The 14,496-nt window shown below is 71.0% G+C and carries 15 protein-coding genes and 1 tRNA gene; 8 read left to right on the top strand and 8 right to left on the bottom strand.

Annotated elements, in window-relative coordinates:
• Nucleotides 1-136: 136 nt before the first annotated feature.
• From BKE38_RS09455 to BKE38_RS09440, 4 genes are all read left to right on the top strand, one after another.
• Nucleotides 137-1,282: an ATP phosphoribosyltransferase regulatory subunit gene (locus tag BKE38_RS09455; protein ID WP_076957070.1), complete on the top strand. Its 1,146-nt coding sequence runs from the start codon at nucleotides 137-139 to the stop codon at nucleotides 1,280-1,282.
• Between the two features lie 2 nt (nucleotides 1,283-1,284).
• Nucleotides 1,285-2,574 (top strand): adenylosuccinate synthase, encoded by a 1,290-nt coding sequence (locus BKE38_RS09450; protein ID WP_076957069.1) that lies wholly within the window; start codon nucleotides 1,285-1,287, stop codon nucleotides 2,572-2,574.
• 301 nt (nucleotides 2,575-2,875) lie between these two features.
• Entirely contained in the window at nucleotides 2,876-3,376 is a 501-nt protein-coding gene (locus BKE38_RS09445; protein WP_076957068.1) for a hypothetical protein, read from the top strand.
• On the top strand, nucleotides 3,373-3,732 hold the full coding sequence (locus BKE38_RS09440; RefSeq protein WP_076957067.1) for a DUF3140 domain-containing protein: 360 nt from the start codon (nucleotides 3,373-3,375) through the stop codon (nucleotides 3,730-3,732). The genes BKE38_RS09445 and BKE38_RS09440 overlap by 4 nt, the downstream gene beginning before the upstream one ends.
• 85 nt (nucleotides 3,733-3,817) lie before the next feature.
• On the opposite strand, the gene rpoH is transcribed toward BKE38_RS09440, so the two are convergent.
• Nucleotides 3,818-4,705 (bottom strand): RNA polymerase sigma factor RpoH, encoded by an 888-nt coding sequence (gene rpoH / locus BKE38_RS09435; RefSeq protein WP_076957066.1) that lies wholly within the window; start codon nucleotides 4,703-4,705, stop codon nucleotides 3,818-3,820.
• Nucleotides 4,706-4,931: 226 nt separating this feature from the next.
• Nucleotides 4,932-5,960, bottom strand: a complete 1,029-nt coding sequence (locus BKE38_RS09430; RefSeq protein WP_242662299.1) for an RluA family pseudouridine synthase — start codon at nucleotides 5,958-5,960, stop codon at nucleotides 4,932-4,934.
• On the opposite strand from BKE38_RS09430, the gene BKE38_RS09425 reads away from it, so the two are divergent.
• The 3 genes from BKE38_RS09425 (at nucleotide 5,947) to BKE38_RS09415 (ending at nucleotide 6,605) form a co-directional block, all read left to right on the top strand.
• The gene (locus BKE38_RS09425) at nucleotides 5,947-6,234 is read left to right on the top strand and encodes a DUF6476 family protein (RefSeq protein WP_083747418.1); all 288 of its coding nucleotides are present in this window, start codon (nucleotides 5,947-5,949) and stop codon (nucleotides 6,232-6,234) included. The two genes, BKE38_RS09430 and BKE38_RS09425, sit on opposite strands and share 14 nt — an antisense overlap.
• Before the next feature lie 40 nt (nucleotides 6,235-6,274).
• The gene (locus tag BKE38_RS09420; RefSeq protein ID WP_076957064.1) at nucleotides 6,275-6,484 is read left to right on the top strand and encodes a DUF2256 domain-containing protein; all 210 of its coding nucleotides are present in this window, start codon (nucleotides 6,275-6,277) and stop codon (nucleotides 6,482-6,484) included.
• Between the two features lie 45 nt (nucleotides 6,485-6,529).
• Nucleotides 6,530-6,605: transfer RNA gene (locus tag BKE38_RS09415), tRNA-Glu, on the top strand.
• A 62-nt stretch (nucleotides 6,606-6,667) separates the two neighbouring features.
• Here the strand turns inward: BKE38_RS09415 and BKE38_RS09410 are convergent.
• The 6 genes from BKE38_RS09410 to BKE38_RS09385 form a co-directional block, all read right to left on the bottom strand.
• Nucleotides 6,668-7,429 carry a M50 family metallopeptidase gene (locus tag BKE38_RS09410; protein WP_076957063.1) on the bottom strand — a complete coding sequence of 254 codons (762 nt, stop codon included), beginning with the start codon at nucleotides 7,427-7,429 and terminating at the stop codon, nucleotides 6,668-6,670.
• Between the two features lie 77 nt (nucleotides 7,430-7,506).
• On the bottom strand, nucleotides 7,507-8,160 hold the full coding sequence (locus BKE38_RS09405) for a hypothetical protein (protein ID WP_076957062.1): 654 nt from the start codon (nucleotides 8,158-8,160) through the stop codon (nucleotides 7,507-7,509).
• A gap of 296 nt (nucleotides 8,161-8,456) precedes the next feature.
• Nucleotides 8,457-9,764, bottom strand: a complete 1,308-nt coding sequence (gene gltA / locus BKE38_RS09400) for a citrate synthase (RefSeq protein ID WP_076957061.1) — start codon at nucleotides 9,762-9,764, stop codon at nucleotides 8,457-8,459.
• A gap of 288 nt (nucleotides 9,765-10,052) precedes the next feature.
• Nucleotides 10,053-10,613: a thermonuclease family protein gene (locus BKE38_RS09395; protein WP_165694152.1), complete on the bottom strand. Its 561-nt coding sequence runs from the start codon at nucleotides 10,611-10,613 to the stop codon at nucleotides 10,053-10,055.
• 94 nt (nucleotides 10,614-10,707) lie between these two features.
• A complete protein-coding gene (locus BKE38_RS09390; protein WP_076957059.1) occupies nucleotides 10,708-12,225 on the bottom strand; it encodes a CYTH and CHAD domain-containing protein in 1,518 nt (505 codons plus the stop codon).
• A gap of 5 nt (nucleotides 12,226-12,230) precedes the next feature.
• Nucleotides 12,231-12,764 (bottom strand): SixA phosphatase family protein, encoded by a 534-nt coding sequence (locus BKE38_RS09385; RefSeq protein ID WP_076957058.1) that lies wholly within the window; start codon nucleotides 12,762-12,764, stop codon nucleotides 12,231-12,233.
• A gap of 134 nt (nucleotides 12,765-12,898) precedes the next feature.
• Between BKE38_RS09385 and BKE38_RS09380 the strand changes: the two genes are divergently transcribed.
• Complete coding sequence (locus BKE38_RS09380; protein ID WP_083747415.1) at nucleotides 12,899-14,449, top strand: cryptochrome/photolyase family protein; 1,551 nt, start codon at nucleotides 12,899-12,901, stop codon at nucleotides 14,447-14,449.
• Nucleotides 14,450-14,496 lie beyond the last annotated feature (47 nt).

Here is a 14,496-nt window from a genome sequence, read left to right as displayed (position 1 = left end):
CCGCCGCGGTCATGCCCCGCCTGCGCGATCCGCCCTTGCCCCGCGGCGCCAGCGCTGCCACACACCGCCCCGTTTGCCGTCGCACCGCCGCGGCGCTCCAAGCCCGGCACCAGCCCGGCACCCTGGCCCTGGACGCATGACCGAAGACCTGCCCAATCCCGCGCTGCTGCCTTCCGGCCTGACCGACCTGCTGCCGCCCGAGGCGGCGCATGAGGCGGCGCTGGTCGAGGCGATGCTCGCGGTCTTCGCCGGCCATGGCTATGAGCGGGTCAAGCCGCCGCTGCTGGAATTCGAGGATTCGCTGCTGGCCGGGTCCGGCCATGCGGTGGCCGACCAGACCTTCCGGCTGATGGATCCCGACAGCCACCGCATGCTGGGCCTGCGCGCCGACACCACGCCGCAGGTCGCCCGCATCGCCGCGACCCGGCTGGCCGATGTCGCCCGCCCGCTGCGCCTGTCCTATTCCGGCCAGGCCCTGCGCATCCGCGGCACCCAGCTGGCGCCCGAGCGGCAGATCCCGCAGACCGGCATCGAGCTGATCGGCCCCGACAGCCCCGAGGCCGATGCCGAGGTCGCGCTGCTGGCGGTCGAGGCGCTGGCCGCCATCGGCATCGCCCGGCCCAGCCTGGACATCACCCTGCCGACCATGGCGCCGGCCCTGCTGGACGCCGCCGGCGTGCTGGGCGAGCAGCGGCTGCGCCTGGCCCGCGCCCTCGACCGCAAGGATGCCGCCGCGGTGCGCGAGCTCGCCGCCATCGCCGGGCCGCCGGCCAACCGGCTGACCGCGCTGCTGACCGCGGCCGGCCCCGCCGACGGGGCGCTCGCCGCGCTGGAAGCCGCCGAGCTGCCGCCCGCCGCCCGCGCCATCGCCGACAACGCCGCCGCCGTGATCGCCGCCATCCGCGCCCGCGCGCCCGAGCTGCGCATCACCCTGGACCCGGTCGAGTTCCGCGGCCTGCAGTACCATGTGGGCGTCGCCTTCACCCTCTATGGCCCCGGCAGCGCCGGCGAGCTGGCCCGCGGCGGCCGCTACCGCTCGGGCGAGGAAGCGGCGACGGGCATGACCCTCTATCCGGACGCGCTGCGCCGGGCAGCCCCGGCGGCGGCGCCCGCCGCCCGCGTCTTCATTCCGCTCGGCACCGATCCGGTGGCGGCGGCGCGCCTCAGGGCGCAAGGTTTCATCACGGTGGCGGCGCTTTCGGCCGCCGACACGCCGCAGCGCCTGCGCTGCGGCCACATCCTGCGCGGAGAACTTGCCGCGCCGATCGAGGAGATTGCGTAGCCATGGCCAATGTCGCCGTGATCGGCGCCCAGTGGGGCGACGAAGGCAAGGGCAAGGTCGTCGACTGGCTGGCCAGCCGGGCGGACATCGTCGTCCGCTTCCAGGGTGGCCACAATGCCGGCCACACCCTCGTCGTGGGCAACCAGACCTACAAGCTGTCGCTGCTGCCCTCGGGCGTGGTGCGCGGCAAGCTCGGCATCATCGGCAACGGCGTCGTGCTGGACCCGGACGCGCTGCTGTCCGAGATCGCCAAGGTGCGCGCCCAGGGCCTGGATGTCGGCCCGCACAACCTGCGCATCGCCGAGAACACGCCGCTGATCCTGCCGCTGCACCCGGCGATCGACAAGGCGCGCGAAGAGGCCCGCGGCGAGGCCAAGATCGGCACCACCGGCCGCGGCATCGGCCCGGCCTATGAGGACAAGGTCGCCCGCCGCGCCATCCGCCTCTGCGACCTGGCCGAGCCGGAGACGCTGTCGGCCAAGCTCGACGAGCTGCTGCTGCACCACAACACCCTGCTGAAGGGCCTGGGCGCGCCCACCTTCGAGAAGCAGGACCTGCTGGACAGGCTGCTGGCCCTGGCGCCGCAGCTGCTGCCCTTCGCCGAGGCGGTGTGGGAGCGCCTGGACGAGGCCCGCCATTCCGGCAAGCGCGTGCTCTTCGAGGGCGCCCAGGCGGTGATGCTGGACGTCGACCACGGCACCTATCCCTTCGTCACCTCGTCGAACACGGTGGCCGGCAATGCCGCCGCCGGCGCCGGCGTCGGCCCGCATGGCATCGGCATGGTGCTGGGCATCGCCAAGGCCTACACCACCCGCGTCGGCTCTGGCCCCTTCCCGACCGAGCTGAAGGACGACATCGGCAAGCGCCTGGGCGAGGTCGGCCACGAATTCGGCACCGTCACCGGCCGGCCGCGCCGCTGCGGCTGGTTCGACGCCTGCCTGGTGCGCCAGGCGGTGAAGGTCGGCGGCGTGCAGGGCCTGGTGCTGACCAAGCTCGACGTGCTGGACGGCCTGACCGAGCTGAAGATCTGCACCGGCTACGAGATCGACGGCGAGGTGTTCAAGCGCCTGCCCTCCGCCGCCGCGGCCCAGGCCAAGGCGAAGCCGATCTACGAGACGCTGGAAGGCTGGACCCAGTCCACCCGCGGCGCCCGCTCCTGGGCGCAGCTGCCGGCCACCGCCATCAAGTATGTGAAGCGCATCGAAGAACTGGTCGAGGCGCCGGTGACCCTGTTGTCGACCTCGCCGGAGCGGGACGACACCATCCTGGTCAGCGATCCTTTCGCGGGCTGAAGAGAAGATTGGCAAGGCCGGGGGAAGGAATTCCCCCGGACCCCCATCTTTTTTCTGATCTTCGGCCGTTGCGGGACCAGTTCTCCTTCGGCATCCACATCAGGGCGTCCCGGCGGGGCGCCTTTTTTCATGTCCTGGCGGTCGCGCCGTTTCACGTCCCCTCACCACCTGGCATGGCAATCTGACAGAAAGAAGAAGGGGTCCAGGGGAATTCATTCCCCTGGCGTGCCTCTGTCTTCTCTTCCCGAAACCGCTTTGCCGTCCTGGCTTTTTTCCTGACATCTGACAGGGAGAAGCAACCATGGCTGCGGCAGCGCAGAAGAGTGATCCGGCCCTCTGGGACCGGGTGAAGGCCCGCGTCACCAAGGGCGAGAAGGGCGGCAAGGCCGGGCAGTGGTCGGCGCGCAAGGCGCAGCTGGCGGTGCAGGAATACAAGAAGGCCGGCGGCGGCTATCGCGGCAAGCGGGATGGCGACAACCACCTGCGGCAATGGGAGGCCGAGGGCTGGGGCACCAAGTCGGGGGCCAAGAGCGGCGACACCGGCGAGCGCTACCTGCCGCGGCGGGCGCGGGAGACGCTGTCCGACGCCGAATATGACCGCAGCACGGCGAAGAAGCGCGCGGACACTGCCAAAGGCAAGCAGTTCAGCCGGCAGCCGGCGGCTGCCGCGCGGAAGGCCGCGGCGGCGCGCAAGGGCGTCACCAAGGAATCGCTGATGGCGGAGGCGCGCAAGCGCGACATCCCCGGCCGGTCGCGCATGACCAAGGTGCAGCTCGAGGCGGCGCTGGGGCGGGCGGCATGACGGCGCAGAAGGATGGCGACGACAGCTATGCCGAGTTCCGCCGGGTGGTGAACATGCCCCCCGCCCGGCTGCGCAAGTGGCTGGACAGCGAGGCCAGCCGCTCGGTCGGCATGACCAAGGGCGGCGAGAAGGTCACCAAGGCCGGGGAAGGGGAGGCGGTCGGCCACCACATGGGCGAGCGCATCCTGGAGATCCGCGCCACCGCCAAGGCGGCGCTGACCGAGCAGGACAAGGCCGACATGCGCAAGGTCATCGGCTATGTGCACCGCCACCTGGCGCAGCGTCCCTCCGGCGACGTCAAGGACAGCCGCTGGCGGCACTCGCTGATGAACTGGGGGCACGACCCGCTGCGCTGATCCGGCGCCATGAAGAACGGCGCGGCCCCCATGTGGGAGCCGCGCCGTCGCCTCGTCAGGAACTGGGGGCAGGAAGGCCGGGCGGTCAGTCGACCGCCAGGCGCCGCTCCATGATCTGGGTCTTCATGCTCTTCTGCAGCTTCTCGAAGGCGCGCACCTCGATCTGGCGGACGCGCTCGCGCGAGATGTTGTACTGCTGCGAGAGCTCCTCCAGGGTCGTCGGCTCGTCCTTCAGGCGCCGCTCGATCAGGATATGGCGTTCCCGCTCGTTCAGCGTCTTCAGCGCGGCGCCGAGCAGTTGCCGGCGGTTCGACATGTCCTGCCGGTCGGCGATCTCGGTTTCCTGGCTCTCGCTCTCGTCGACCAGCCAGTCCTGCCACTCGCCCTCGCTGTCGGCGCGCACCGGCGCGTTCAGCGAGTTGTCCGGCGAGGCCAGGCGGCGGTTCATCGAGACCACGTCCTGCTCGGGAACCTGCAGCACGCGGGCGATCTTCTCGACCTGCTCGGGCTGGAGGTCGCCTTCCTCGAGCGCAGCCATCTGCCCCTTCAGCCGGCGCAGGTTGAAGAACAGCTTCTTCTGCGCGGCGGTGGTGCCCATCTTCACGAGCGACCAGGAATGCAGGATGTACTCTTGGATTGCCGCGCGGATCCACCACATGGCGTAGGTGGCCAGGCGGAAGCCCCGGTCGGGATCGAAGCGGCGGACCGCCTGCATCATGCCGACATTGCCTTCGCTGATGAGCTCGCCCACCGGCAGGCCGTAGCCGCGGTAGCCCATGGCGATCTTCGCCACGAGACGCAGATGCGAGGTCACGAGCTTATGCGCGGCCTGCTGGTTGCCCTGATCCTTCCAATCCTTCGCCAGGCGGAATTCCTCCTCCGGCGACAGCATCGGGAACTTGCGGATCTCCTGCAGATAGCGGGAGAGGTTGCCCTCGGGGGCCATCGGAATCATCGAAGTAGTGGAAGCCATAACTGGAACTGCCTCCTGCACCGGCCGGGAGCCCCTGTGACGGCGATCCCCGGCATGGGTCCTGGGTCGCTTCCGTTCGGGCCCTGACGCGCCGCCCTACCCCTGAGTCACGGACAGGGACAGGCTCGGCGGCCGCGCCATGGTGTCGGCACCCGGCGTTGGCGACAGGCAAACGCTACCCCTTGTTCGAAGGTTGCGCAAGAAAATCCCGACTGTAATAGTCGGGTTACGACGGGTTACCGTCCAGCAATGTGAGCAGCGCCTGCATGTCCGGCGGCAGCGGCGCGTGGAAGCGCAGCATCTCGCCGGTGACGGGGTGGCGGAAGCCCAGCGTCTCGGCATGCAGCGCCTGGCGCGGGAAGGCCAGGAGGGCGTCGCGGGCCGGCTGCGGCACCGCTTTGGCCGAGCCGGGCAGGCGGCGAAGATAGACCGGGTCGCCCACCAGCGGATGGTTGATGTGTGCCATGTGCACGCGGATCTGATGCGTCCGCCCGGTGGCCAGGTTGCAGCGGACCAGGGCGCAGCCGGCGCCCCAGCCCCGCTCGGTGGCATAGCGGGTCAGCGCGTGCTTGCCGTTGCGCGCGACCACCGCCATGCGCTTGCGATCCATGGGATGGCGGCCGATCGGCGCATCGACCTCGCCCGAGCCCGGGGAGGGCAGGCCCCAGACCAGGGCCAGGTAGGCGCGCTCCAGGTCGCGGCTTGCGAAGGCGGCGGACAGCGCCTGATGCGCCGTGTCGCTCTTGGCCACCACCATGACGCCCGAGGTGTCCTTGTCCAGGCGGTGGACGATGCCCGGCCGCTTCTCGCCGCCGATGCCGGTCAGCTCGTCGCCGGCATGGGCCAGCAGGGCGTTGACCAGGGTGCCGTCCAGATTGCCCGGCGCCGGATGCACGACCAGCCCGGCGGGCTTGTCCAGCACGATCAGGTGGCGGTCCTCGAACAGGATGGTCAGGTCCATCGCCTGGGCCTGCGGCGCCGCGGCCACGGGGGGCGGCGGCAACAGCGTGTAACGGGCGCCGGCCCGGGCCGATTCGGAAGGGTCCGTCACCACCGTGCCGTCGCGCGTCACATGGCCTTCCTCGATCAGCGCCTTGACGCGGGAACGCGACAACGTGCCTATCGCCCCGGCCAGCAGGCGGTCCAGCCGCGTCCCCGCCTGCTCCGCCGCGACGGCGATGTGGAAGGGGCCATCGGCGGCGGTCGCCGCCGGATCGGGCTGGGAAGCAGAGGGGTTTTCGGTGCGCGGGCTCAAGATACTGGTTTCGGTGATGGGGGTGCTGATCATCGTCGGCACCGTGGGGCTGGTGGTGGCGCTGGTGCAGCGCATGAACACGGCCGCCAGCGGGCTGACGGCCGGCGTTAGCACGGATCTGGCGCTGCGGCAGCCGGCGGGCACGCGGATCGGCCAGATCGCGGTGATCGACAACCGCCTGGCGGTCTGGGTCGAGCGCCCGGATGGCGGCCGCATCCTGCTGATCGACCCGCGCTCGGCGCGGCAGGTGGGCGAGATCCGCCTGGGCGAATAGCCGGCGGCCGGGAGGCTCGTCGCGGCGGGGAAGGGACAGCATGGCGCATCGCAAGCCGGAGCTGCCGCAGAAGCCCTGCGCCGCCTGCGGCCGCCCCTTCGCCTGGCGCCGCAAATGGGCGGCGGTCTGGGACGAGGTGCGCTTCTGCAGCGACGCCTGCCGCAGCGGCCGCCGCGCCGCGGCGATCGCGCAGGCGAAGCAGGACCCGGGCAAGCGTTGCGCGCGCGGAAAAATGAAATCTCCCCCTTGATCGCAGGCCGCCGCGCCGATAGAAGCCCCCTCACACGACGCCTCTGTCCCCTTCGTCTAGAGGCCTAGGACACCGCCCTCTCACGGCGGTAACAGGGGTTCGAATCCCCTAGGGGACGCCAGCGCGCCTGTCTTCGGACGGGCTGCCGCGGGGTGTTTGCAGACGATCAAGGCCTGCGGATGGTCACCCGACCAGCCGCGGGCTTTTTTCTTGTCCGGCCGTGCGCAGCACCTGCCGGTTGGGGCCGAAGGCGGGCGGCAGCCAGAGCGGCACGCCGCCGGCCAGGCTGACCAGGAAGCCCAGCACCATCAGCCCGGCCAGCGCCAGCCCGCTGCGGGCGATCCAGCGCGCGGCGCGGTCCATCCCCAGCCGCGGCGCCAGGGCCAGCATGGCCAGCCGGCCGCCATCCAGCGGAAAGGCCGGCAGCAGGTTGGCCGCTGCGAACAGCAGATTGCCCCAGCCGAGCCAGGCGAGCGCCAGCGGGGCGGCGCCGGCGGCCCCCGGCAGGGGGCGGGAGAAGCCTGGCAGCTGCACTGGCAGTTGCACCGGCGGCGGCGCCGGCCACAGCGCCAGGGCGGCCAGGAACAGGGCCGCCAGGGCGAGGTTGGCGGCCGGGCCTGCCAGGGTGATCCAGAGGTCCTGGCGGCGGCTGACGGCGCCTTCCAGCTCGGCCAGGCCGCCCTCGGCCTGCAGCAGGATGCGGCGCGCCGTCAGGCCGCAGCGCTGGCCGGCCCAGGCATGGCCCAGCTCATGCGCCAGCAGCGACAGCAGCAGCCCGGGATAGACCCAGGCCAGCGCCTCGAGCTTGACGCCCTGCATCCCGCGCCAGAGCGGCAGGGTCAGCACGAAGAGGGTGACCAGCACCCCGGGCTCCAGCCGGATCGGTGGAAGCCCGGGCAGCGCCACGTCGATCCCGCCGCCGTCGATGGCAAGGCGTCGCGTCATCCCGGCCAGGATGCCCGGCGCGGCGCCCCGCGGCGAGGGCGGCGCGGATCATATCGCCGCCAGCGCCGCCCGGGCCCTCACGGCAGCAGCATGAAGTTCGCCGCCCCCGAGGCGCGCGAGATCAGCGCCTGCATCGCCGGGTTGCTCGCCCCCTGCTCGTCGATCAGCGCGTCCATCGGGCAGAAGTACTCGTGCGGCTGCGGCATCTGGTGGCGGGCGAAGCCGTCATACTGCCGGCTCTTCAGCCCGTAGAGCACGCGGACGTCGCGCACCGGCAGCACCAGGGGCTGGGTCGGCTCGGCGCGCAACAGCCTGATCTGCTTCCAGCGCGGCAGCGTGTCGCCGCTCTGCACCGGGGCGGTCAGCCAGGTGACCGGGCAGACCGCCAGCAGCGAGGTGGTGGAGGGGGCGAAGCGCGAGCGCTTGTCCAGCAGGTTCTGCAGGGTCGAGCAGGCCTCGATGCAGAGGATATCGGCATAGGCGTCGGTCGGGTCGTGGCTGAAATGCAGCCACAGCCCGTCCGGCACGGTGCGCAGCCGGTTGGAGCCGGGCAGCTTCAGGAAAGGATAGGCGGTGGTGTCGGCCTCGCCGGGGCGGGCGCGCATCCAGGTGCCGCGCTGCTTCGAGGTTTCCAGCGCGCCGGGCGGGCGCTGCGGCCATTGGCGCAGCCGCCGCCGCACGAGGTCATCCAGCGAGTGGTGGACAAATGCCAGGGGGATGGATGCGCTCATCGCAGGAATTCCGATCACGGTTATGCAACCAACGATACGTCATAGTGACGATCACGCATCCGTGAGCAAGTGGAAAATGCAACGATTTGGCATTTTCTTCTGGATATCTTGCGCGCCCTGGTTGAGAGAGGGCACTGATTAGCTGGGCCTGGCACCGTGGACTTGCCAGAATTCTTGCGGCCGCGCAGAGCCTTGGCGGATTCTGTTGAGAGGTTACTGAAACGAAAACGCCCCGCCAGGCGGCTGCCGGGCGGGGCGGATCGGGTGGGGAGCGCGAGGCTCCCCGCCGGTCAGGCTCAGCCGCGCTGGTCGATCGGCGTGATATCGCGCGAGGTGGCGCCGGTGTAGATCTGCCGCGGGCGGCCGATGCGCTGCGACGGATCCTCGATCATCTCCTTCCACTGGCTGACCCAGCCGACGGTCCGCGCCACCGCGAAGAGCACGGTGAACATCTGCGTCGGGATGCCCATCGCCTTCAGGATGATGCCCGAATAGAAATCGACGTTCGGATAGAGCTTGCGGCTGACGAAATACTCGTCCTCCAGCGCGATCTTCTCCAGCGCGACCGCCAGGTCGAGCAGCGGCTCGTCCTTGATGCCGAGCTCGGCCAGCACTTCATGGCAGGTCGCCTGCATGATCTTCGCGCGCGGGTCGAAGTTCTTGTAGACGCGGTGCCCGAAGCCCATGAGCTTCACGCCAGAGTTCTTGTCCTTCACCTTCTCGATGAAGGCGGGGATGTTGTCGACATGGCCGATCTCGGCCAGCATCTTCAGCACCGCCTCGTTGGCGCCGCCATGCGCGGGGCCCCAGAGCGCCGCGATGCCGGCGGCGATGCAGGCGAAGGGGTTGGCGCCGGTCGAGCCGGCGAGCCGCACCGTCGAGGTCGAGGCGTTCTGCTCGTGGTCGGCATGCAGGATCAGGATGCGATCCATGGCGCGCGACAGCACCGGGTTCGGCTTCCAGTCCTCGGCCGGGACGGCGTTCAGCATGTACAGGAAGTTCTCCGCGTAGGAGAGGTCGTTCCGCGGGTACATGAAGGGCTGGCCGATGGAATACTTGTAGGCCCAGGCCGCGATCGTCGGCACCTTGGCGATCAGGCGGAAGGCGCTGATCTCGCGCTTCTCCGGATCGTTGATGTCGAGGCTGTCGTGGTAGAAGGCCGAGAGCGCGCCGACGACGCCGCACAGGATCGCCATCGGATGGGCGTCGCGGCGGAAGCCGTTGAAGAAGCTGCGCAGCTGCTCATGCACCATGGTGTGCATGGTGACGCCGTGGCTGAATTCCTTCAGCTGCTTGGCGTTCGGCAGCTCGCCGTTCAGCAGCAGGTAGGACACTTCCAGGAAGTCGGACTTGGTCGCCAGCTGCTCGATCGGGTAGCCGCGATGCAGCAGGATGCCTTCGTCGCCATCGATATAGGTGATGGCGCTCTCGCAGGCGGCCGTGCCACCATAGCCGGGGTCGAAGGTGAAGACGCCCAGTTCGCCGTAGAGCTTGCGGATGTCGAAGACGTCGGGGCCGATGGCACCCTCGATCAGCGGCAGTTTGGCGCTTTTGCCAGTGGCGTCGAGCGTGACGGTGACGGACCCTTTGGCCGTGCTGCTCATGGCGTCTTCCTCTGTCGGGGAGGGCGGCGCCATTGATGAAGGCGCCGTCTATGATGCAGCGCAAGATTAGGCCGCGGCCCCAATCTTGTCCATCCGCGCCCGGCCAAGCCTGTGCCCCGCCCCAGCTTCGCCCGTCATTCCGGCATCTTTTTGTCAGGTCGCCGCGCGGGCCGGGCATAGCGGGCGGCGGCGGCGGCGCGCGCTTCCCTGCTGCGACATGACGTTTTCGCGGCGCGGCCGCACGACGGCTTTCCGCCGTCGGTCAGCCAGCCGCCAACCGTCGAAGACTCAGAAGCGGGCCTGCCAGCTCGGCGGCGCGCCGGCCTGGTTCGACCACAGACCGCGCTTCGCCGCGCGCGCGGCCTGCTCGGCCGCCACCAGCGGGGCCGCATCCGGCTCGGCCAGCGCCCAGCCGGCCTCGACCATGGCGGCATTGGTCTCGACGCCGCCGGCCTGGCAGGTCCCCAGCGCCCGGCCGAAGCGGTCGCGCCCCTGCACCCGGCAGGCGATGTCGCGGTTCTGCACCAGCCGCGCCAGCGCCTCGGCCGCGGCACCCCCGCAATCGAAGCCGACGCCGCCGGCCGTGCTGCAGGTCTGGCCGCGCACCGGAGAGACCACCCCGGCCAGCCGCAGCGTCCGCTCGCCCAGGCGCAGCGTGTCGCCATCCACCACGCGCAGCTGCGCGGCGCTGGCGTTCCAGTCCTGCTCGCGCGGGGCGGAGCCGAAGAGATTGGCCGGCAGGCCGAGCCCGATGCTGGCCAGCGCCAGCACGGTCAGCAGGCTGCCGAGGGCAACCCCGGACCAGCGGCGTGGGGCGGGGGCGGGGCGGAAGAGGCGGCGACGGGTCAACACGCGGCGAAGCGTTAGACGAGGGCAAAAGCCGGTTCAAGCACTGAGACAGGACGTTGCAACCCTGACTTGCAGGAAGCTGGCAGGTCCGCCATCAGCCATGCTCCCAGAACGGGTCGAGCTTGCTGAATCCCTTCCAGGCGATCAGCGCCTCGCTGCGCATGCCGCGGCTGGCGGCCAGGGCCCATCCCTCGGCCAGGCCGATCGCCCAGGGCGGCGCCGCGCCGGAGGCGTCCTCCGCCCTGGCCAGCGTCGCCATCAGCGCCCGCGCCGTGACCGTGTCGTTCGACAGGCCCAGCGCCTCCTGCAGCGCCGAGAGCCGCTTCAGGAAGCGTTTCGTCGCCTTGCCCGGCCAGAGCGGGGCGAAGAGCTCTGCGGCGTAGCGCAGGCGCTTGGCCTCGAGCCGCAGCGCATGCAGGTCGGCATCGGAAAGTGCGGCAATCTCGGCGCCGCCGCGCAGCAGCTTGCGCCGGCGCTTGCCCAGCACCGCCCGCGCCTGGTCGCGCAGCGATAGCAGCGGGCGCGAGTCGGGGCGGGCCGCCGACTCGGCCCCGCCCTCGGCATCGGGCGCCGGCTCGGGCGCGGCAGGCGGCGACAGCAGCTCGGGCCGCGCCGCCGCGTGCAGCGCCAGCCAGAGCGTCGCGCGGAATTCCGGCCCGGCCAGCATCGCCCCGACCGAGGCATAGGCGGCCAGCCGCCGCTCCGCCGCGCGGTCCAGCAGCTTCTGCCAGCGCTTTTCCTCCCCGCCCAGCGCCGCGGTCAGCTCGCGCCCCAGCCCGCCCAGGAAGACGTCCCATTCCCGCGCCGCGCCCAGCGCCCGGGCCGCGTCGCGCAGCCCGCCATCCAGCGCCCGCAGCAGCTCGTTGTCGACGACCTTGCGGAACACCTTGAGGCAGGAGCGCAGCCGGCGGGCGGCGACGCGCAGCTGGTGCACCGCCTCCGGTCCCGCCTCCGGCCGGGCCTGCGGCGCCTGCGCCAGCAGCACCCCGGCCAGATGGCCTATGGCGATCGACAGCGCCTCCGGCACGGTCGTCGCCCCGCCGACATCCGGCGCCCCCTTGTGCCGCGGCGTCACCGGCCGGCCGGCAGCCAGCGCCAGCGCCACCTCGTCCAGCCCGGCCGTCGCCGGCAGCAGCGGCAGGCCGACCGCCAGCGACTGCGCCAGCTCCAGCACCGGCGGCGCGGCGCCCTGCAGCCGCAGCAGGCACCAGCCCTGCTCGGCGGCACCGGCCTGCAGGCTGCCCTGCTCCAGCGTCAGCAGCACCTGGGCATGGCGCGCCTCGATCCGCTTGCCGGCATAGCGCGCCACCGGATGCAGCGCGGCCTGGCCGGCCTCGGCCGGCGCGGCTTCGCCCTCCAGCAGGCGCGGCGGCGGCGGCGGCGCGCCGGGCAGGCTGCCCGGCTCCGGGCGCAGCGGATGCAGCATCCGCGCCCCGGCCGGCGAGGCCAGCGCCCGCAGCGCCAGCCCGGCCTCGGCCAGCACGCCCTCGGCGCTGTCCAGCCAGTGCCATTGCTCGGCGACCGCGCGGGCGCGCTTCGTCTCGCTGATGGCGGCGTGCCGCCACAGCCGGGCCACGGCCGTGGCCGGCAGGGAAAGCTCGAGGATCAGCATCGGGATCAGGCCGCCATTTCGGGCAGGTCGTTGGGGGCGACGAAGCGGACCAGCCGCCCGCCACCGGGCTGCAGCCCGGACCAGGGGCTGGCCACCGCGAATTCCGCCAGGGCGCCGGTCGGATAGCCATCGGCGAGGCGCTGCGTGCCAGGCGCCTTGCCGGCCATGCCGGCGGGCCCGGCCAGCGCCAGCGCCAGGTCGTGCATGCCCGGGTTGTGGCCGATCAGCAGCAGGCTGCGCGCCGTCTCCGGCGCCTGCCGCAGCACCTCGATCAGCCGCTGCCAGGGCGCCAGGTAGAGGTCGTCCAGCGGCTCGACCATCGGCGCGTCGGGCAGCGGGGTCAGGGCTTCCAGGGTCTGCAGGGTGCGCCGCGCCGAGGACACCAGCACGATGTCCGGCGCCAGGCCCAGGCCCTGCATGACGCCGGCCATGGCCATGGCGGCACGTTTGCCGCGCGCGTTCAGCGGGCGGGCATGGTCCGGCAGGCTGGGGTCGTCCCAGGACGACTTGGCGTGCCGCAACAGGAGCAATTGCCGCATGGCCCCAGTCTGGCACGACCGCGGCCGGCTGTCGCGGGGGCAGCGGGGCGCCACACGAAGGCTTCACAAAAGTCGGAGCCGTTATAAATCGGCGTCGCCTTCCGCTTTCCGGCCGCGCCCCCATCTGCCGGGGCATGACCGTGCTGCGCATCATCCTGGGCGACCAGTGCCGCCGCGACGTCGCCGCCCTGCGCGACCTCGATCCGGCGCGCGACCGCGTGCTCAGCATGGAGGTGGCTGAGGAAGCCGACCAGGTCCGCCACCACCGCCAGAAGATTTCATTTCTTTTCAGCGTGATGCGCCATTTCAATGCCGCGCTGCGCGCCCGTGGCGTGCAGGCCGAGCACGTTGCGCTGGACGACCCTGACAACACCGGCAGCTTCACCGGCGAGGTGCTGCGCGCAGTCCGCCGCCACAGGCCCGAGCGGATCGTCGTGACCTTCCCCGGCGAATGGCGCGTGCTGGAGATGATCCGCGGCTGGGAGGAGGCCGCCGGCATCCCGGTGGAAATCCGCGAGGACGACCGCTTCCTCTGCACCCGCGCCGAATTCGCCCGCTGGGCCAAGGGCCGCCAGCAGCTGCGGATGGAATTCTTCTACCGCGAGATGCGCCGCCGCCACGCCATCCTGATGGAGCCCGACGGCACCCCCACCGGCGGCGCCTGGAACTTCGACCCCGAGAACCGCAGGTCCTTGCCGCGTGGGCTGGAGCCGCCGGCGCCGTCCTCCTTCCCGCCGGATGCAACGACGAAGGCGGTGCTGGACCTCGTCGCCCGGAAATTCCCCGATCGCTTCGGCGGCCTCGAATCCTTCAACTGGCCGGTGACCGCCAAGGACGCCGCGCGCGCCCTCGAAAGCTTCCTGGAACAGAAACTGCCGCAATTCGGCGACTACCAGGACGCCATGGCCGTCGGCCAGCCGGTGCTGTTCCACAGCCTGCTCTCGGTGCCGCTGAATGCCGGCCTGCTCGACCCGCTGGAAATCTGCCAGGCCGCCGAGGCCGAATACCGCGCCGGCCGCGCCCCCCTGAACGCGGTGGAGGGCTTCATCCGCCAGATCCTCGGCTGGCGCGAATATGTCCGCGGCGTCTACTGGCTGCGCATGCCGCACTATGCCACCACCAATGCGCTGGAGGCGGAACGCCCGCTGCCCGACTTCTACTGGACCGCCGACACGCCCATGCGCTGCGTCAGCGAGACCGTCGCCCAGACCCGCGACCACGCCCATGCCCACCACATCCAGCGCCTGATGGTCACCGGAAACTTCGCGCTGCTCGCCGGCATCGCGCCGGAGGCCATCAACGAATGGTACCTGGCGGTCTATGCCGACGCCTATGAATGGGTCCAGCTGCCCAACACCCACGGCATGGCCGTCTTCGCCGATGGCGGCATGCTCGGCAGCAAGCCCTACGCGGCTTCCGGCGCCTATATCAACCGGATGAGCGACTACTGCCGCCACTGCGCCTATGACGTGAAGGCGCAGACCGGCGACGACGCCTGCCCCTTCAACTTCCTCTACTGGGACTTCATCGCGCGCCACGCCAAGCGGCTGTCGGGCAATGCCCGGATGAGCCTGCCACTGCGCAACATGGAAAAGATGGACGCCACGAAGCTCCAGCAAATGCGCCGGCAGGCGAAGCACTACCTCGACGAAATCACGCCGACGCCAAAGAACGCGTACAAATAAGCAAGGCCAGGGGAAGGAATTCCCCTGGACCCCATCTTTTTTCTGTC

Source organism: Teichococcus deserti (assembly GCF_001982615.1).
Taxonomy (GTDB): Bacteria; Pseudomonadota; Alphaproteobacteria; order Acetobacterales; family Acetobacteraceae; genus Pseudoroseomonas; species Pseudoroseomonas deserti.
The sequence above is the reverse complement of the archived record's forward strand: the minus strand, read 5'-3'. Positions and strand labels throughout refer to the sequence as shown.